This window comes from Paraburkholderia tagetis (genome assembly GCF_022213065.1).
Lineage (GTDB): Bacteria > Pseudomonadota > Gammaproteobacteria > Burkholderiales > Burkholderiaceae > Paraburkholderia > Paraburkholderia tagetis.
Window position 1 is genome coordinate 18,553 of sequence record NZ_JAKLJA010000055.1, and the last position, 18,918, is coordinate 37,470.

The 18,918-nt window shown below is 59.8% G+C and carries 11 protein-coding genes and 1 pseudogene; 10 read left to right on the forward strand and 2 right to left on the reverse strand.

The features are described 5' to 3' along the window. The first annotated feature begins 250 nt into the window (after positions 1 to 250). The 6 genes from L5014_RS34020 to L5014_RS34045 all read left to right on the forward strand — a co-directional run bounded on the left by L5014_RS34020 (position 251) and on the right by L5014_RS34045 (position 5,872). Positions 251 to 532, forward strand: a complete 282-nt coding sequence (locus tag L5014_RS34020) for a DUF6566 family protein (RefSeq protein ID WP_238468287.1) — start codon at positions 251 to 253, stop codon at positions 530 to 532. Positions 533 to 589: 57 nt separating this feature from the next. Next, entirely contained in the window at positions 590 to 2,929 is a 2,340-nt protein-coding gene (locus L5014_RS34025) for a glycoside hydrolase family 15 protein (RefSeq protein ID WP_238468288.1), read from the forward strand. Next, a complete protein-coding gene (locus L5014_RS34030) occupies positions 2,926 to 3,291 on the forward strand; it encodes a DUF488 domain-containing protein (RefSeq protein WP_238468289.1) in 366 nt (121 codons plus the stop codon). The genes L5014_RS34025 and L5014_RS34030 overlap by 4 nt, the downstream gene beginning before the upstream one ends. A gap of 173 nt (positions 3,292 to 3,464) precedes the next feature. Next, the gene (locus tag L5014_RS34035) at positions 3,465 to 3,665 is read left to right on the forward strand and encodes a copper chaperone (protein WP_238468290.1); all 201 of its coding nucleotides are present in this window, start codon (positions 3,465 to 3,467) and stop codon (positions 3,663 to 3,665) included. A gap of 267 nt (positions 3,666 to 3,932) precedes the next feature. Then, entirely contained in the window at positions 3,933 to 4,640 is a 708-nt protein-coding gene (locus tag L5014_RS34040) for a succinate dehydrogenase iron-sulfur subunit (RefSeq protein ID WP_338019374.1), read from the forward strand. A gap of 104 nt (positions 4,641 to 4,744) precedes the next feature. After that, on the forward strand, positions 4,745 to 5,872 hold the full coding sequence (locus L5014_RS34045; protein ID WP_238468291.1) for an IS110 family RNA-guided transposase: 1,128 nt from the start codon (positions 4,745 to 4,747) through the stop codon (positions 5,870 to 5,872). A 226-nt stretch (positions 5,873 to 6,098) separates the two neighbouring features. Here the strand turns inward: L5014_RS34045 and L5014_RS34050 are convergent, their stop codons facing one another. Further along, positions 6,099 to 7,064 (reverse strand): J domain-containing protein, encoded by a 966-nt coding sequence (locus L5014_RS34050; protein WP_238468292.1) that lies wholly within the window; start codon positions 7,062 to 7,064, stop codon positions 6,099 to 6,101. Between the two features lie 228 nt (positions 7,065 to 7,292). On the opposite strand from L5014_RS34050, the gene L5014_RS34055 reads away from it, so the two are divergent. From L5014_RS34055 to L5014_RS34065, 3 genes and pseudogenes are all read left to right on the forward strand, one after another. Then, on the forward strand, positions 7,293 to 8,972 hold the full coding sequence (locus L5014_RS34055; protein ID WP_175197720.1) for a phage integrase family protein: 1,680 nt from the start codon (positions 7,293 to 7,295) through the stop codon (positions 8,970 to 8,972). Beyond that, positions 8,969 to 11,266: pseudogene (locus tag L5014_RS34060) on the forward strand (Tn3 family transposase); the annotation flags it as partial. The gene L5014_RS34055 and the pseudogene L5014_RS34060, both read left to right, overlap by 4 nt. 62 nt (positions 11,267 to 11,328) lie before the next feature. Beyond that, positions 11,329 to 12,509 (forward strand): IS3 family transposase gene (locus L5014_RS34065; protein WP_238468293.1). Its coding sequence is split into 2 segments (ribosomal slippage): positions 11,329 to 11,581 and positions 11,581 to 12,509, totalling 1,182 coding nucleotides; the frame shifts between segments, so codons are not numbered across the junction. Here L5014_RS34065 and drmD read toward each other — a convergent pair. After that, the gene (gene drmD / locus L5014_RS34070; RefSeq protein ID WP_238468294.1) at positions 12,482 to 15,223 is read right to left on the reverse strand and encodes a DISARM system SNF2-like helicase DrmD; all 2,742 of its coding nucleotides are present in this window, start codon (positions 15,221 to 15,223) and stop codon (positions 12,482 to 12,484) included. The two genes, L5014_RS34065 and drmD, sit on opposite strands and share 28 nt — an antisense overlap. 236 nt (positions 15,224 to 15,459) lie before the next feature. Here drmD and L5014_RS34075 point away from each other — a divergent pair, with 236 nt between their 5' ends. Beyond that, positions 15,460 to 18,606, forward strand: coding sequence for an SIR2 family protein (locus L5014_RS34075; protein ID WP_238468295.1), 3,147 nt, complete (start codon positions 15,460 to 15,462; stop codon positions 18,604 to 18,606). Positions 18,607 to 18,918 lie beyond the last annotated feature (312 nt).

The window sequence follows — 18,918 nt, forward strand, 5'->3', positions numbered from 1 at the left end:
CTTGATCTGGCGCAGAGCTTTTTCACCTTCCTGAGATAAGGTGAAGAGACTGATACGGCACACCGGTTCTGTCGGCGTGCACCCCGGCTTCATCATGTGGGCCGGTTACAACCCGTGACCTTTTTTCGCTTCGCTCAAGTCGTTAACCGGTTATCAGGACTCTCAGGTGCTTCACGGATGCGATCGCCTGCATACAGGGTGGTTCAGGCGTCCGGAAAGTTGACTGGTTGACCTCTCAGGGAGGGACAAAATGCAGGCCGTAACTCAAGAATCGTGGAGAGGCCGGGCAATCCGCATTCACGTTTTCCCCGTTCGTCGAATCGTCACACCCGATACCGCACCCGATAGTTATATCGCGACGGTCAAGATCGAAAAGGCCGGTCGGATACTTGCCGATTGGCATCTGCCGTTTTTCAGCGACCGATGGTTATCCGAAGACGAATCCCGACGGGACGCGTTTGAGTACGCTGTCAAGTTAATCGATAGTGGCGTGCTGGACGAACCGCAATGGTTGCGCGAACGGGCTGCGTGACAGCGACGCGATGCCGCACCGTAGACGAGATAGCGTGCCAGGTTACCTGGATCTCCCATGAATACGCCTGCCACTGACGTTTCGCGTGCTGCGCCCGGCTGGCCCGGCATTGCACCTACGTGGACCTCGAGTGCAAAGGATCTGGTGACGACCGCACTGGGCCGCGGCCGGGTATGGGCATCGATCGGCCATGGCATCCTCAATGAGGTGTACTGGCCATCAGCCGGCGAGCCTCAGGTTCGTGATCTGGGTTTCATCGTCGCCAGCCCTGGTCGCTGGCACGAACTCAAGCGCATCAGACAGTACCGGCTGTCGCTGCAGCAACCATTCATACCCCTGCCGCGAATCGTGCATGAGGGTGACGGATATCGCCTCGAACTCAATCTGTCGCCCGACCCGATTCGTGACGTACTGCTGGTCGCCTTCCGTCTCGAGGGAACCGACCTCAAGCTCTACACCCTGCTCGCGCCCCATCTGGGCGGCAGCGGTTTGCGCAACAATGCGCGTGCGGCGGATGGTCTTGTGGCATGGACAGACGGTGTCGCACTTCATCTGGCTGCCGACTGCGGGTTCTCGCGCGCGAGCGCCGGCTACGTCGGGTCTTCCGACGGCTGGCAGGATTTCGCGCATCATGGACGGATGGACTGGACTTTCCAGGACGCGCTTGACGGCAATGTTGCCCTGACAGGGGAACTTGGCGCCTGTGCGGGCGTACTGGCGCTCGGTTTTGCACCAACACAGGAAGGCGCTGGCACGCTTGCGCGATCGAGCCTCGCCGAGGGCTTCAGTTCCGTGCGGCGTTCATGCGCGGCTGCGTGGCAAGCATGGGCGACAAAAGTCATCATTCCGGAAGCGCCGGAGCCGGTTCGGCGCGAAGCATGGCTCTCGGCAGCGATGCTGAAGGTCCACGAAGGTCGGAGCTATCCCGGCGCACTGATTGCCAGCCTGAGCATTCCATGGGGCAACACGAGCGACAGCACCGGCGGGTACCACCTGGTCTGGACGCGCGACGCCGTGGAAGCCGCCTTCGCACTGCTCGCAATCGGCTGCGTGGAGGATGCGCGCCGCGTGCTTGAGTACCTGATTGCGACGCAAAGAGCAGACGGAAGCTGGAGTCAGAACAGCTTTCCAGATGGACGTCCATTCTGGTCCGGCGTCCAGCTTGATGAAGTGGGTTTTCCGGTACTGCTTGCAGCAAAACTCGCTGAGCAGGGCGCGATAGACGGACTGACAGGCGTGACCGAAATGATTGGGCGTGCCGTCCGTTATCTGGCGCGCCATGGCCCCGGCAGCCCCCAGGACCGCTGGGAGGAAAACGCGGGCATCTCCCCGTTCACACTTGGTGTCGAAATCGCGGCCCTGGTCACGGCGGCCGAACATTTGCCAGCTGCGGAGAGTGCCTACGCCCTCTCACTTGCCGACTACTGGAACGAACGGCTCGAGGACTGGACTTACATCGAGAATGGAACGTTTTCCCCGGCCTTCGACATCGACGGCTATTACGTCCGGATCGCGGCGCCGCTGCTTGAAGGTGGTTTGCGCGGGCGAATCGACATTTCGAATCGGCCCGGCAGCAGCACACCCGTTGTCGCATTGATCGGGATGGAATGTCTCTATCTGGCTCGTCTCGGGTTGAGGAACGCGCGTGATCGACGTATCCAGAACACCGTAAAGGTCATTGACGGTTTGCTGCGGGTCCAGACGCCGCACGGCATCGCGTATCGGCGTTACAACGGAGATGGTTATGGCGAACACGAAGACGGTGCCCCGTTCGACGGCACGGGCGTCGGGCGTTTGTGGCCTCTGCTGACGGGCGAACGGGCGCATCTCGATCTGCTGCTGGGGATCGACACGTTGCCTTGGCTCGAGATGATGACGCAAATGACCGGACCCGGTGGCCTGATTCCGGAACAGGTGTGGGACGCTGATCCGGTACCCGGGCCGGGACTGGAGCCTGGCAAACCGACTGGCAGTGCCATGCCACTTGTCTGGGCTCATGCGGAGTTTCTCAAACTGTTGATTGCGCGGCATCAACAGCGTCCGATTGAGCTGCTCGCGGGTGTTGAGCGGCGCTATCGCGGCCGGCGGCCGGAGGCGGCGACCTGGCATTGGCGACGGACCCAGCCATTCGATGCGCTGCCCGCAGGCCGGGAACTGCTCATTGAAAACCCGGAGCCCTTCCAATTGCACTATGGGTTCGATGGATGGCGCGAGGTGACTGATCAGTCATCGGAGGCGAGCGCGTTTGCGATACATGCCGTCCGGTTTGATAACGCTGATGTCGCCGGCCACTCAGTGCTTGATTTCACTTTCTATTTCCCTGAGTCGCACCGTTGGGCCGGCATCGACTATCAGATTCTGCTGGGTGAACCCGACACAGGAGTAACGCGATCATGAAACACACAATCGATATTCAACGCATTTATGGGAACGCTGGCGATGACGGACATGTGCATTTCCTGGTTGACCGTCTCTGGCCGCGGGGCATCAAGAAGGAATCGTTGAGTCTTGACGGCTGGCTCAAGGACGTTGCGCCCAGCAATGAGCTTCGCGACTGGTTCGGACACGACCCGCAGCGCTGGGACGAATTCCGCCAACGCTACGAACACGAACTGGATGCCAGTCCTGCCGGTTGGCAACCGATACTGGCCGCCGCAAGAAAGAAGCCCGTGACGCTTTTTTATGGTGCGCGGGACACCGAGCACAATCAGGCGGTCGTCCTGCGCGACTTTTTGATGCGCAAGCTCCAGCATGGTTAGTGGCGACCGTGCAGATGGCCGCCAGGGATGGTCCTCCATGGCATCGTGCAACACTGCTTGCGTTCGGCAGCGCGCGCGGGCTGTCAGGTACATCGCCGCAGGATTCTTCGATGACAGCACGTGCGCGATGGTGGCAATGCGCATTCACGCGATTTCGCAAAAAAGGAGGGGCGATGAAATTCAACATACTGGAAACGTTCAGTGATGGCGATGTACCGAAACTCACCAAGGCCATCATTTCGGTCGATCCCGACGCGAAGGTCGCTGCCGACGTGCGGGCGAACTCGGTGGACGTAGATTCCTGGCTCTTCGCCGAGGAATTCCTCGTGGCTTTCTACGATGCCGGGTATGACGTTCGAATAGCACAACGGTAGCCCATCGTTTTTTTCTTCGTTCAGCAAGCATGCCGGCTGGCTTGTCCTCCGATATTACTTTCCGGCATTTGTTGGCCATCACGTGATTCTTGCCAACGTGAGAATGGGTGTGACACGATGTGGTTGCTGCGGCAACCTCAGGTTGAATTCGATGCAGCCCTTTTATATCACGTTGTGCTATAACTGTCGGGCGCAGGCATGATCATGGCGTGGATCGACGCAGGGAACAATGCGCCGGACACGGGATCTCCACAGAGGAGAAACGTCGTGAGTAACACAAGAACCTTCGAAATTTTCCGCTACGATCCAGACCGGGATGCCAGGCCGTACATGCAAACGTACGAGATAGAGGTGCCCCCTGGTGACCGGATGTTGCTTGATGTTCTTATCCGGCTCAAGGCACAGGACGAAACGCTAAGCTTCCGGCGGTCGTGCCGCGAAGGCGTGTGCGGTTCGGATGCGATGAACATCAATCGCAAGAACGGGCTCGCCTGCATCACCAACCTCAACGACCTTCCCCGCCACACGGTCCTGCGTCCACTACCCGGTTTGCCGGTCGTTCGCGACCTGATCGTGGACATGACCGCGTTCTTCAAGCAGTACCACTCGATCAAACCTTACCTGATCAATGACACGCCGCCACCCGAGCGGGAAAGGCGCCAGACGCCCGAGGAGCGTGATCAGCTCGACGGCCTCTACGAGTGTATCCTGTGCGCGTGCTGTTCGAGCGCATGCCCCTCGTACTGGTGGAATCCGGATAAATATGTTGGTCCTGCCGGCCTCCTGCAGGCCTATCGCTTTCTGGTCGATTCCCGCGACGAGGCCACGGGTGAGCGGCTGGACAATCTTGACGATCCGTACCGCCTCTTCCGGTGCCGGACGATACTGAACTGCACGGATGTCTGCCCCAAAGGCCTGAACCCGGCCAGGGCGATCGGCGAGATCCGCACCATGCTTGCGCGCCGGACGATCTGAGTACCGAAAACTGATGCAGGGAGATGCTATGGGAGCTGTGAAAGCAAATTCGTAGGAGTAAAACGAGAGTCGCAGACTCGTTTTCTTCCGAAGGAGCACACAAAATGGATATGCCTGATACGGCCCTCCACGGTCACGATACGATGGCAGGTGATCGGCTACACATCGCCTTTGAACTGGGCGAAAAAAGCTGGAAGCTGTCAGCGGGTGACGGCCAGCGTGCACCCAGCCGATATACGGTTGGCGCAGGTGACACCATGGCCGTCCTTGCCGCCGTCGCGAAGGCGAAGTCCCGCTGTCACCTCAACACCGAAACGCCTGTCTACAGCTGCTACGAGGCTGGCCGGGACGGCTTCTGGCTGCACCGCTGGCTGACCGAACAGGGCATCATCAATCTCGTGGTGGATTCGGCCAGTATCGAAGTGAACCGGCGAAGGCGCCGCGTCAAGACCGACCGGCTTGACAGCGACAAGCTGCTGTCCATGCTGATCCGTTTTCACGCCGGCGAGCGACGACTCTGGTCGGTGGCTCGCATCCCCACGCCTGAGCAGGAAGACGACCGGCGTATGCACCGCGAACTCGAACGCCTGCGGCACGAGCGAACCGCGCACACCAACCGGATCCGCGCCCTGCTCGTCCTGCACAACCTTCGGGTCAAGTATGTCGGCGGGCGCATATGGACGCACTGGTGGGCCCAGCAGCGCGAACGGTTGCTGCCCGGACTGCGCGCCGAAATTGAGCGCGAATTTGATCGGTTCACGCTGGTGTGCCAGCAGATCCGCCGGCTCGAAACGCAGCAGAACCAGCAGATGCGCAGCGGCACCCACCCGGGCATGGCATTGCTGGCACGGCTGGCCGGCATTGGGACGGGCAGCGCGTGGACCCTGGTCAGGGAACTGTTTGGCTGGCGCCACTTTCGCAACCGCCGGGAACTGGCCGGCAGCCTGGGCCTGACGCCGACGCCATATGCCAGCGGCACCAGCGAGGTCGAACAGGGTATCAGCAAGGCGGGCAACCGGCGATGCCGGTGGCTGCTGGTAGAGCTCGCCTGGAGTTGGCTGCGCTGGCAGCCCGACAGTCCGCTCAGCCAATGGTACAACCAGCGATTTGCCGGCGCCGGCAAGCGGCTGCGACGCATCGGTATTGTGGCGCTCGCACGCCGTCTGGCAATCGCGTTGTGGCGCTATCTCGAACATGGCGAGATTCCCGCTGGTGCGATACTCAAATCATGAGGTATCAATATGATGGACTCCTGAACACAACTGAAGCATGACGGCATGTCAAGGTCAACGCGCCCGCAAAACAGCCGGGTCACCTCCTATGCGGGTAGCCGTTTTCGGAGATGGGGCGCGTCGGTAACAGGGTGGCGCCAGCGCTTTGCGCATGTGGCATAAGGTAACCGGCCTGGCTGGCCGGCACGGATAGAAGGTCGGCCCCGGCACGATAGACGAGGCCCCGTCAGACGCCCTGACCTGAATGACGCAGACATGCCCTCAGGCCGCAAAAGCTGTTTGTCATCCGCATCGGGTTGTCTGTGGCCCGCCTGCGTTTGGTCGTAGTAAGCGACCCCGCAGGCGGGCCACAGACAACGGCAAGGAGAGAGAGGTTAATTCGGATAGCATAATTTTTGTCTTGGAATGGTTGACTTTCAACGCCCCATAGAAGGTTGTTTTTCTGGTAGGCCTCGTTCACGCGCTGCATCAGCCGGGTCTTGCGCTCTCGCTCCTGCGGGTCGGTTTCGCGATCCGGATGCAGTTCGCTGGCCAGTTTGCGGTAGACCTCACGAATGGACAGGTTCAGCTTTGCCTGCTGCTCCTGTGCCCGCGCTTCGGCAGCCTGCTGCCTGGATGATTTCTTCCGCTTCGCGCGTCGGGCGTCGCTTTGCCTATTCTCGCTTTCCCGTTGCGCCTGAGCCTGCTGAAAATGGGACTCAGCACGTTGCAGCAGGTCTTCCGGGGTATTCAGATCCTCATCGTCCCCCAGATCAACGCCAAACATCGCCTCGAGCATGGACTTCATCCCGCCGACTTCGGTAGCCACCTCGCTGTCGTAGCTGGTCGGGCTGTACTTGTCGTAGATCACCTTCAGGGCTTTGCCTTCCTGCTCGTCTTCGCCGATCAGATCGCCTGCCAGATCGACGATCACAAGCGCAACCTTCCGGCGCTCTGTCTTGGTCAGGCTATCGTAGGCCTGGTCCAGGCAATGCACCATCCGGGCCTGCAGTGCCGCCGAAGCTTTCTCTAGGGGCAGGAGCTCATCGACGTACCGTTTCTGGAAGGCAGGCGTAACCGTTTCCCAGTCGCGCAGGCGCTTGCGTCGTTTCCCGATCTTCCCGATCAGCGAGTTGAACGTCTTCTGGGCTTTCGACAGGGCTGACGTGTTGTGATCGGGCGCAATGCTGACAGATCGCGATGTTCTGGTCATGGGGAACTCCGCTGAAGGCGGGGAGAAAGTCAACGACAGCGCCCATTTTACCCGACGCAGGGCCACGTGCACCGGGATGCCGAACGGTCCGGCAGCGAAATTACATGAAGCTGTATCGCTAACCCTTATTATCGATAGGGATACATTTTTCGATGAAACTCCCGTTTCGGGAAACGTGCCACACCTGACGTGCCGCTCCGCTGCCATCACGTTGCCTATAATCTCCGGATGCCGAACGTTCCGTTGCCCCCGTCCTTTCCTGACATTGCGTCCCTGTCCGCGCTGCGCGCGTGGTACGCAGGCGTCGGCGCGCGCGAGGTGGTCGAACGTTATTGCCCGCAGGCGCTCGAAGGCGGCCAGTCGGCGCGCGGCGTGATCGGCCGGATTCGCCGGCAGCTTGCCGGTTTCGCCCTCAGCCGGCATCGTGCCGATCTGGCCCGGCTGTTCCAGTGCGCGGTGGGCGAACGGTCCCGTCACCGCAAGGCCGCGACCCGGGCACTGGATGTCCTGCCAACGCTTGCGATCCCGCAACCGCAGGTGAGCGATGCGGTCGATGTCTGGCTGCCAGCCCGTGTTGTCCCTATGCTGCATCAGCATGGCATCCGGACGCTGGCTGATTTGACCGTGCGCATCCCTCGTCGGCAGCGCTGGTGGCGCACGATTGCCGGACTCGGCGTGCGCAGCGCACGTCATATTGAGGCCTTCTTTGCCTCTCACCCGGAGCTCACCGAGCGCGCCCGCGCGCTGATCGTGGTGGCGACGCCGGAACCCGTGGTGCCGTGGGAAAACATTCGCGTGCCACATGACGTCGATGGCTCGCGCGGCATCTTCCGAGCTCCCAGGCCCATGTGTGCGCTCGAGGCCAATAACGACTATCAGGCGATCAGCGCCTGGCTCGAACGGCACGAAGCCGCCGAAACGCAGCGCGCCTATCGACGGGAAGCCGAGCGTCTACTGCTGTGGGCGATTGCCGAGCGCGGCAAAGCGTTGTCTTCGCTCACGAGCGAGGATGCGACCGCTTATCGCGCCTTCCTGCGCCATCCCACACCCCGCGCCCGGTGGGTCGCGCCGGCGCGCCCGCGATCGTCGTCCGAGTGGCGGCCGTTCACGGGCGCGCTGTCGCCAGATTCCATCGCCTATGCGCTGTCAGTTCTGAGTGCAATGTTTCGCTGGCTGATCGAGCAGCGCTACGTGCTCGCGAATCCGTTTGCCGGCCTTAGGGTGCGCGGCGCGCAGCGCAATGGCGAGTTGGACATCTCGCGCGCCTTTACGGCCGGAGAGTGGGAGTTGATCCGCACGATTGCCGATGGCCTGGAATGGTCGCATGGCTGGGCGGTTCCCGCCGCACAGCGTCTGCGTTTTCTGCTCGATTTCGGTTACGCGACCGGCCTGCGCGCAGGCGAACTGGTCAGCGTTACACTCGGCGGCATCATGACCGGCACGCGCGGCGAGCGGTGGCTTCACCTCACCGGTAAGGGGGCGAAGGCTGGCAAGGTGGTGCTGCCGCCGCTCGCACGATTTGCGTTGGACCAGTACCTGATGCAGCGCGGTCTGCCCGTGAGTCCCGCACGCTGGGCACCGGATACGCCGCTGCTCGGCCATCTCGATGAACCCGGCGGCATCACCACGCCGCGTCTGAGGGAGGTGCTGCGCCGGTTCTTCCGGACCGCCGCCGACGCAATTCGGGCCGACCACCCGGCACTCGCCGACAAGCTGCAGCGCGCGACGCCACACTGGCTGCGCCACACGCACGCGACAAATGCTCTCGCGCAGGGCGCCACGCTAACGACTGTGCGCGACAATCTGCGTCACGCGTCGATCACAACGACCTCGATCTACCTGGACGACGACGAAGTTCAGCGTACCCGGCAGATCGAGCAGATCTTTGCGCGGCGGCAGCCAACGTGACGACTGTCCACGAGACCATCTATCCGGTGCTGCCTGCGGAGCCGGGCGCGGCGGAGCTGAAAGCGGCGTTCACGCCGAGCGCCGCGGAAATCCGCTTCGTGCGCCGGCAATCCCGGCAGGAAGCCTCCGCCGTATTGATCATGGTGCAGCTGAAGCTGCTGCAGCGTCTAGGTTACTTCCCGATGCTCGCGGAGGTACCGCCCGCCATTATTGATCACATCCGGACGTCGATGCGGGCCCGCGTCCTGTCCCGGACGGCGATCGCACGGTATGACGTGTCGGGCACCCGCATTCGTCACCAGAAACTGCTGCGCGGCTGGCTTGACATCCGGGCGTTCGATGCGAGTGAGGCGGCGTCGCTTGCTGAACTGGCATCGGCGGAAGCCCGGACAAAGATCGAACTGCCCGATATCATCAACGTGCTGATCGAGGAACTGGTCCGGCGCCGGTACGAGCTGCCGCCACTGGCAACGCTGCAGCGCATCGCCACGCAGGCGCGCAACGATCACAACGAGGCGATCTATGGGGCCATCACCGGCGCACTCGACCCTGCGCTCGTCGAACGCATCGACGCGCTTCTCGTCGTCAAGGCCGGCAAGTCCGGTTGGGACGATCTGAAACAGGAGCCGAAGCGACCCGCCGCGCGGGCGATCGCCAGCTTCCTCAAACATATCAACGGGATCAGGACACTGGCGGAAGGCTTGCCGGCGCCACCCTCGATCCTGTCTGTTAGCAAACGAGCCCAACTGGTCACCGAAGCGCGGGCCTTGGACGTCGCGGAACTGCGTTCGCTCAAGACCGCGAAGCGTCACGCGCTTGCGGTACTGTTCATCCAGGCGCAGTTGCAGAAGGCGCTTGATGACGTCGCTGAGATCTTCATCAAGGTGGTGCGCAAGCTGGAGTCCTACGCAAAGGTCCGACTGCAAAAATACCAGCTTGAACACGCCGGTATGCTGGAGGGGCTGGTCGGGCAGTTCCGGGACGTCCTGCAGATTCTCCAGGATGAGGGCGTACCGGAGCCTAAGCGGTTACCGAAAATCCGCGAGGCGCTCGGCGACCCGGCCGAAGCGCTCGCGCAATGCAACGAGCACATCGCCTATGCCGGGCAGTTCGATCTGCCGTTCATGCTCGTGCCATACCGCACCCAGCGCTCGCTGCTGTTCCAGTGCCTGGACGTGCTGCCGCTGCAATCGAGCTCGCAGGACCGCGCGGTGCTGGTCGCGCTTGCGTGGCTGCAAGGTTTCCGGAACGCGCACCGCGAATACTTGCTGCTGACCGACAACGACCTCGCGAACCTGCCGCTGGAGTGGTTGCCGGAGAAGTGGGAGCGCGCGGTGTTCCCGCACGGACGGGACAGCCGGATGCTGCACCGCCGGTTCTTCGAGCTGGGCGTCTTCAGCCAGATCATGCGGGAACTCAATTCCGGCGACCTCTATGTGGAGGGCAGCGACCGCTTCGACGATTATCGGGCGCATCAGGTCACCGACGAGGAATTCCGGCGTGAGCTGCCGCGCTACTGCGAGATCGTGGGCTTGCCCACGGACGGCAAGAGCTTCGCGAAGGATCTGCGAGACAGGCTGAACGCGGCGCTCGACGAGGCCGACGCGAACTTCCCGGCAAACGACAGCATCGAGTTCGTCAATGAGGAACTCGTCATTCACAAGCCGGGCAAGGAGCCCGAGCCGCCGAACCGCACGCTGATCGATCAGGCCGTCACGGCATCGATGCCGCAGCTCAGCATCCTGGATCTGCTCACCGAAACCGAGCAGTGGCTCGACCTGCATAAACTGTTTGGACCGCTGTCCGGGTTTGATACGAAGATCGACGATCCGCGCAAGCGTTTCATCACGACGCTGTTCTGCTACGGCTGCAACCTGGGGCCGAGCCAGACGGCGCGCTCGGTGAAAGGGCTCACCCGCAAACAGGTCGCCTGGCTGAACCTGAAACACGTCACGGAGGAGCGGCTCGACAAGGCGAACGTGAAGGTGATCAACGCGTACAACCAGTTCGCGTTGCCAAAATACTGGGGCAGCGGCAAGCGCGCGTCGGCCGACGGCACCAAGTGGAGTCTGTACGAGCAGAACCTGCTGTCCGAGTATCACGTTCGCTATGGGGGATACGGCGGGATCGGCTACTATCACGTATCCGACATGTACATCGCGCTGTTCAGTCACTTCATCCCGTGCGGCGTCCACGAAGCCGTCTACATCCTCGATGGGCTGATCCTGAACGGCGCCGACGTCAAGCCCGATACGATCCACGGCGATACGCAGGCACAAAGCGGTCTGAGCTTCCCCCGAAATTTCGCCTTCCAGCAGGTCGTGTGTAAACTCGACCCGAAGGAAGGAAAGAATCGATGTTCAAAATACCAAAGCAGGCATACACCGCTGAGTTCAGGACGCTCGCGGTACAGCGAGTGAAGGACGGGCAAAGCGCGCGGGACGTCGCTCGTGAACTGGGAATTTCACACCAGTCGCTGCGCAACTGGGTCAAGGCCGATGAGGCAGGCACGCTCAATGGCGCGGGGACAAAGGTTGTCACGCCGGAGCAGATGGAGCTCTCGCGCCTGCGGGCCGAGAACAAACGTCTGCAGATGGAACTTGAAATCGCAAAAAAAGCGGCGGCGTTCTTCGCGAAGGACCTCCTGTGAAGTACGCCTGGATTGATTCGCATCGCCGGCACTATCCGCTGTCGGCGCTGTGTGGGGTCCTGTCGGTCAGTCTGAATGGCTATCGGGCGTGGAAGCGCGGCGGTACGCCTGGGCGCAAGCGCCTCACTGATGCCCAACTGCTCGCCTTGATTCGGGCTGTCCACGCCGAGGTCAAGGGCGCTTATGGGTCGCCACGGATGACCGAGGAGATTCGCGCTCGCGGCTTTCCTGCCAGCAAAGAGCGGGTTGAGCGGCTCATGCGCGACCATGGCATCCGCGCCCGTCACAAGCGCCGTTACCGCGTTACGACGGACTCGAAACACAAGCTGCCGGTCGCGGAGAATCTGCTGGCGCGCAACTTCACGCCGACGGCGCCGAATCAGGTCTTTACGTCGGACATCACGTACATCTGGACCGATGAGGGCTGGCTGTATCTTGCAATCGTGCTGGACCTGTTCAACCGGGAGATCGTCGGCTGGTCGATCAAGCCGCGCATGACGGCTGACATCGTGACCGACGCGCTGACGATGGCATGGTTCAGACGCCGGCCCGAGCCCGGCGCGTTGCATCACTCGGACAGGGGTAGCCAATATGCCAGCGACGACTTCCAGCGCAAGCTGGTGCAATACGGCATGCGCTGCTCGATGAGCCGTAAAGGAAATTGTTGGGACAATGCCCCGACGGAGAGCTTCTTCAACAGTCTGAAGAACGAACGCGTGCATGCTACGCGGTACCGTACCCATCAGGAAGCGATGGCGGACCTGTTCGAGTACATCGAAGTGTTTTATAACCGCAGTCGTCGTCATTCGTCGCTCGGCTTCGTATCACCGGTTCAGTTCCTGCAAAACTGGATGAAAGCTCAGCAGACCAAGGATGCGGCTGCATAGCCAGAGGCCTCTGGAAGGCGAAAAACCGAGGGAACCTCAGCGAAGATAATTTCCTCGTGAATGCGCTTGTTGTCGCCCCCGAGCACAACGAGTCGACCGTGAGCGACGACAACTGGAACATCAGATATTCGATTTGGAATCACTCTCGCCGTAACACGATGAAGTCGATGATGACCGGCGACGGACCAAATCTCCGCCCTCAACCGCTGCAAACAGTTCTGAACGAGCCGGTGGTTCAAGTGCGCAAGAACGACGTCGTCTCGACCAGACGCGAGAGTGTGGTCGAAGACAATTGGGCGAATCTCTTGCGTGTGCGGATGTCGTAGCCCCTCAGTAGCGAGGCTCCAAGACCCCGTCAGATGCGGCAGTCGGAAAACGGGACACTTTGCACGCTTGCCGCTGGGGTCTGGCCAAACTCCCTCCAGCGTTGCCTCCTGCAGCGGAGGCTGTCCGGCAAGCGATAATCCTACTGTAACTACCGAGTGGATGTTATCCGGGTCCAGATGCAGTTCGCGCTTTGTCTCCGAGAGTTGCTCGTGAAGTTGCTGAAGCTGAGACCGAAGGTCATGTCTGACGCGAAGTAGCTTGCGCGAAGCCTCGCTATCGCGCTCGGCTTGTTCCGTATTGAGGTGTTTGCGACGCCCAAGCATCGCCTCAGTTACCTGCGCGGAAATAACCGGGCCAACCTTGCCCAAGTCCTCTCGAATGTTTTCAACTTTCTGAGCTGCGCGCATCAGAAACTCAAGGTCTCCCTCAAGGTCCCCCGGCGCGGACACTACTGCGCTTTTGGCGCTCTGGCGATAGCCTCTGCCCACGAAGTGGTAAATCATCACTTTCGGTTGACGCTGACCATGCCGGTCGATTCGGCCGTTGCGCTGCTCCATCCGATTCGGATTCCACGGAATCTCGTAGTGGATGAGTCGCGAACAATAGTTCTGTAGGTCGATACCCTCGGATGCTGAGTCTGTCGCCAGCAGGATGCGAACGGGCGATTTTTCCGGTGATGTTTGGAATGCGGCTTTCACACGTTCGCGGTCATCGCTATGCATACCGCCATACATCGTCATGACACGGTCTTCACCAGTGAATCCATTGAAGGCAAGCAAGCCCTGCAGCCACTTCTGTGTTGCACGATATTCGGTGAAGATGATGACGCGTTCGCCAACCCAACTTCCATTGGACAACAGTGTCGACTTCAACCAGGAAAGCAATTCGGCCGCTTTCGCATCGGGCCGCATTGCAGCGTCGCCCGCCCAAGAACGTAGCTCAACGAGCAGTTGGTCTTCTTCCGCAGTTAGGGGACTGAAGAGTGCAACAGCCGAGTCGACGGCCTCATCCGTTGCGAAATCTAGCTGACTATCATCGGCCGGGTCTTCATCCAGTGCCTCGACTTGGCGGCGCAAAATACCAACGACGGGCTGTTGCTTACGACCTGCCGGCCGACGGGCGTTGCGCAGCGATTCGAGATGCTTCTCGAGCGTGAGACGAAATGCTTCCGGTGACGAGAACAGCCGCTTCTTGAGGAGCTTCATAACGAACTCGCTCGCGAAGCGCTCCGCGTCGTCTTTAGCAGTAGTACGCAGTTCCGCGTATCGGGAAAGCGCGCGATGCGCTGCCCGCTCGGCGTCGGTGTATGGTACTTCCAATGGTTCGATGAGGCGTTCCGGATACCGAGGCGTCCCATCCCACCGTGGTGGCAATTCGCGCTTCAGCCGTCGAACCATGACTGCCGCCAGTTGCTCCGGATTCGGTCGGACACTACGCGCGAATCGCTGATTGTCCAGCAATTCGAGAAGAGACGAAAAACTCTCCGAGTAGCCGTTATGAGGCGTTGCGGACAAGAAGAGTTTGTGCTCGAAATGTGGCGTCAACAGACGAATTGCCGCCGTTCGTTGTGAGTCGGTCGCGTATCGCCCCGTGCCCGCTGGCGCTACGTTATGTGCCTCGTCAACAACCAGCAGGTCAAACCGACGCGGGTAAATCGGCTGCCCGGGAGCGGGCAGCGCTTCCCGCATCAGTCGTAGCGGCCGTTCACGCTTGAGAAAGTCGATGGATGTGATGAGACGCGGGAAATGCGTCCATGGATTGACGTTCAAACCACGGGTGCGTCGGAGCTCCTTCATCAGCTCGCTGTCCACGATGCGGAAATCGAGTCCAAACTTGTCCCGCATCTGGTCGCGCCACTGAATCTGGATGGCGGACGGACACACGATTAGCACCGTCCGCGCTCGGTGCCGCAGCATCATCTCCTGAATGACCAGGCCACTTTCGATGGTCTTTCCGAGACCTACATCATCTGCAATCAGCAGATTGACCCGAGGCATCTGTATGGCGCGCGCCAACGGGTCGAGCTGATAGTCCTCGATTTCGACACCGCTGCGGAAAGGAGCCTGAAGCGTTCGAGTATCGCCCTGGGCGACAGCGCCCCATCGAACCGCATTAAGGAACGCGTCAAGGCGCTCCGGCTCATCGAATCCGGATACATTCGGCATCGAAGCGCGCTCGAGAATCGAGGCGTCAGGTTCCAACTCCCAAATCACCCGCAGTTCCTCACCGGCGGCGTCGTCTTCGACACATGACAGCGATACGAGATTTTCGCGATTGGCGCCGTCGGTCATGCCGCTGGCGGCGACCGAATTGACAACATACCGTCTGTTGCGGACCGATACCAGTTGGCCGTTGACTGGCACCCCAATGGATTGAACGATGGTCATATATCTTTTCTTGCAAGGCTAGGCGGCGTATTTTAGGGCCAAATCATCCACTTTGGAGACGGGTTGACAGTCATACCCCTAAGACCGAGCGCTCCGTAAGCCCTTGATTCCAAACAACTCCCCAAAAAACCAAGGCTCTCGACCCAAGTGGCCGCATTCACAGCGGTTTACGGCTTCTATTTGTCTTTACAATAGGTTCAAAATCCTAACACCACTGAAGCCGGGGGCAACGGGGGATGAAGGCCGAATTTGAAGCGGTTTTACGAAGTGAAGCCGTCACAAGGCTTCCCGTAGACGCATTTGTGCGCGCAATTACTGTCAATAGGGGGCGCCGAATTGCGCTCCTGCTCGGCGCAGGTGCCTCGCTCTCATCTGGAATGCCAAGCGCCGAAAGATGCATCTGGGAGTGGAAGCGTGACATCTTCGTAACAAACAACCCAACCTTACGCGATGCCGTCGGCGAGCTTTCGCTTGCCGGAACAAAAGCTCGGATACAGCAGTGGCTTGACCTTAGGGGAAACTATCCGACTGCGGGAGCGGAGGCCGAGTACTCCTTTTACGCCGCCGAATGCTACCCGACTGGGGCTGATAGGCGTGCGTTCTTTCACCGATATGTTCAGACTGCTCTCCCCCATACCGGATACAAGCTGCTGCCGCTGCTGGCCCGATGCGAACTCCTAAAGTCCGTATGGACGACAAATTTCGATGGGCTCGTAGCGAGAGCCTGCGCGACAGCTAACGTTATTGCCGTCGAAACTGGCATCGACTGTCTCCAGCGCATCCTACGCCCGCATGTCAACGGTGAACTTAGAGTAGCGTCTCTGCATGGCGACTACAGATATGACGCGCTGAAGAACACCGGCGAAGAACTCCAACGGCAGGAGCATGAGCTTACCCAAGCACTTATGCACGAAGTCGTTGATTGTGACCTAGTCGTGCTCGGATACAGCGGACGAGACACGTCCCTGATGAACCTCCTTGAAGACGCCTTTTTGAAGCCCGGGCAAACGCGCCTGTATTGGTGTGGTTTCGGAGACACGCCCTCCGCTAATGTCGCGGAGTTACTGGGTAAAGTGCATGCGTCAGGACGAGATGCCTTTTATATCGCGACCGAAGGCTTCGACGACGTAATAGCGCGTATCGCACTCCACTACCTAGACGGTCCACTTCTCGCCGAAGCAAAAACTATTCTTGATGTTGCCGGGAAGCCCCAACAAGCTACCAGGCTCTTCGCTGTTCCACCGCTGAGCGCCACGGCACTCGTCAAGAGCAACGCATACCCGATGACGTACCCACAGGAAATACTCCAGCTCAGGCTCGATTTCCCCGAAAACGAGCACCGCCGGTCATGGCTGGAGGGAAAGCTCGATGGGATAGACGCCAGCGCGGTGGTCGCAGGAGATGGAGCATTTGCGCTCGGTGACGCAGCGACACTGGCAAAGTGCCTGGGCGACAACCTGACGGCGAGCATCTCGGCTCTTGCGATTTCCGACGACGAGTTTGCAAAGGACGGTCGTATCAGGTCAGTGCTGCAGCGATGTCTTGTTCGCAGTGCGGCGCGCCTCCTAAACGTAGAAAGTGACGGGTGGCGGCTGTGGGACGCATCCCCGTACACCAAGAAGCGCTTCGATGGTGGAACGTTCGCGATTCATCGAGCCGTACGCATTCGGTTTATGTCCCTGAGCAAGCAGCCACTAGCCGTCCTCATGCCTGAAGTAATCGTTAAGGATGCTACAGGAGCGCTAGCTCACCGCGACATAGCGAAAATCCTGAAAAACGAAATCTATGGCTTCCAGCACAACAGGGAATTCGACGCTGACCTTCAACATTGGACTTCTCGCCTCGCGGGAATCGACATACCAGCTTTGGGTGGAGGGCATTACCGCCTCCGCAAAGCGCCCTGGTATGCTGGTCTCGCACAAAAAGGAAAGCCGCCTCTTCCACAGAAGTTCGAGAAGCACGCTCGGCAAAACGGGCTCATTGTGCAAGACGTGCCGCTCGTCTTCTCATCTTCTACTGGCTCACAGGAGGTGAGGCACGCGAATCCGCTTCAGGGTTTGGTCCAAAACCGCCCGTGGGACTTCGGTATCACTCGCGCGGGTCTCGCAAGCAATATCGAGGTTTCCGTAGTATGTCCCAAGAGAGATGGGGAGCATCTGAAGCGCTTTTTGCTCGGACTACATGAGCGTGCCGCCCCCGAACAAGCTGAGCAAGACTATCTGCATGTTTATCCCGGCTTCGCTGCTGGGTTCGGGCTGCCCCTATCGGTACCCTCCCCAGGCGACGCTAACTGGCTTGACGTTGACGACATTCTGCCAAGCGACGTTCTATCCGCCGCCAAGAAGCTAGCGCTGAGGATTTGCCGTGGGCTCGACGCAATCCGGTTGCTAAATCCGAGAGCCGTCGCCATCGTCTACGTTCCTGCGCGATGGCAGGACCTCAATATCGTGCGGACGGATTCTGAGAATTTCAATCTGCATGATTACGTCAAGGCATATGCCGCGCGCGCGGGCTTGAGCACCCAACTAATCCGGGAAAAAACGGCAGGCTCTACTCAGCTCTGCCGCGTTCGATGGTGGCTTTCCCTAGCGCTCTATACAAAAGCGCTCCGAACTCCATGGCGACTGGACTGTATCGACGATGAAACGGCGTACGTCGGCCTTGGGTACAGCATTGACCATACCGCAGAACTTGGCACGCACATCCTACTCGGCTGTAGTCACCTTTACAGCGCAAGAGGTGAGGGGCTGCAGTTCCGCTTGGGCCGTATAGAGAACCCGATTATCCGAGGCAGGAATCCGTTCATGTCAGAAGACGACGCGCGCAGAACTGGAGAAAACATTCGTCAATTGTTCTTCGACTCAAAGATGAGGCTCCCTTCGCGGGTTGTAATCCATAAGCGCACGGGCTTCATCGAAGAGGAACGGCGCGGCTTGTGCCAAGGGCTGGACGGCGTTCCGAACATAGAACTTATAGAAGTCAAGATAGAAGAGTCGCTGCGCTACATTGCATCGAAGCTTGTATCAGGGAAGCCGGAAGTCGACAGCTTCCCCGTGCCTCGTGGGACGACGATTGTCACAGGCGGCCATTCGGCTTTGCTCTGGCTACATGGTTCAACGCCACATGCCCAGAATCCCAGGCTCAAGTACTTCCAGGGCAAGCGTCGTATTCCTGCGCCGCTTTCTATTCGACGGTACATGGGCCAGTCCGACATCGTTCAGGTCGCATCCGAAATCCTGGGCCTCTCGAAGATGAACTGGAATACCTTCGACTACTACTCGCTTCTGCCTGCGACCCTGGATTCCGCATCGGCAATTGCAAAAGTTGGCATGTATCTAAGTGGGTTCACGTCCGCACCCTACGACTACCGACTTTTGATATAACTCCATTCGACCGGGGCCACACTAGCTATGCGAAACGTCAAAGCGATTTCCCATGAGCGCTTCAACGTTTACGTCGACTGGACTCGTTCCGCGCACATTCGCGACGCAATTCTCGAGCTCGAATGGTACGCGGACGTTCATGAACGCGTGCTTGGCGTCGTCGCCATGGACCTGACGGACGAAGACTATAGTGGCTCTTTTGAAATTCAAATGGGTTATGCGGTATGCGGGTTGATCGAAGTGAAGTTGAGCTTGCCAGCGATCAGGAACAGCACGGTACGCATGGTTTCGATATTCGCGTAGCCACGAGCG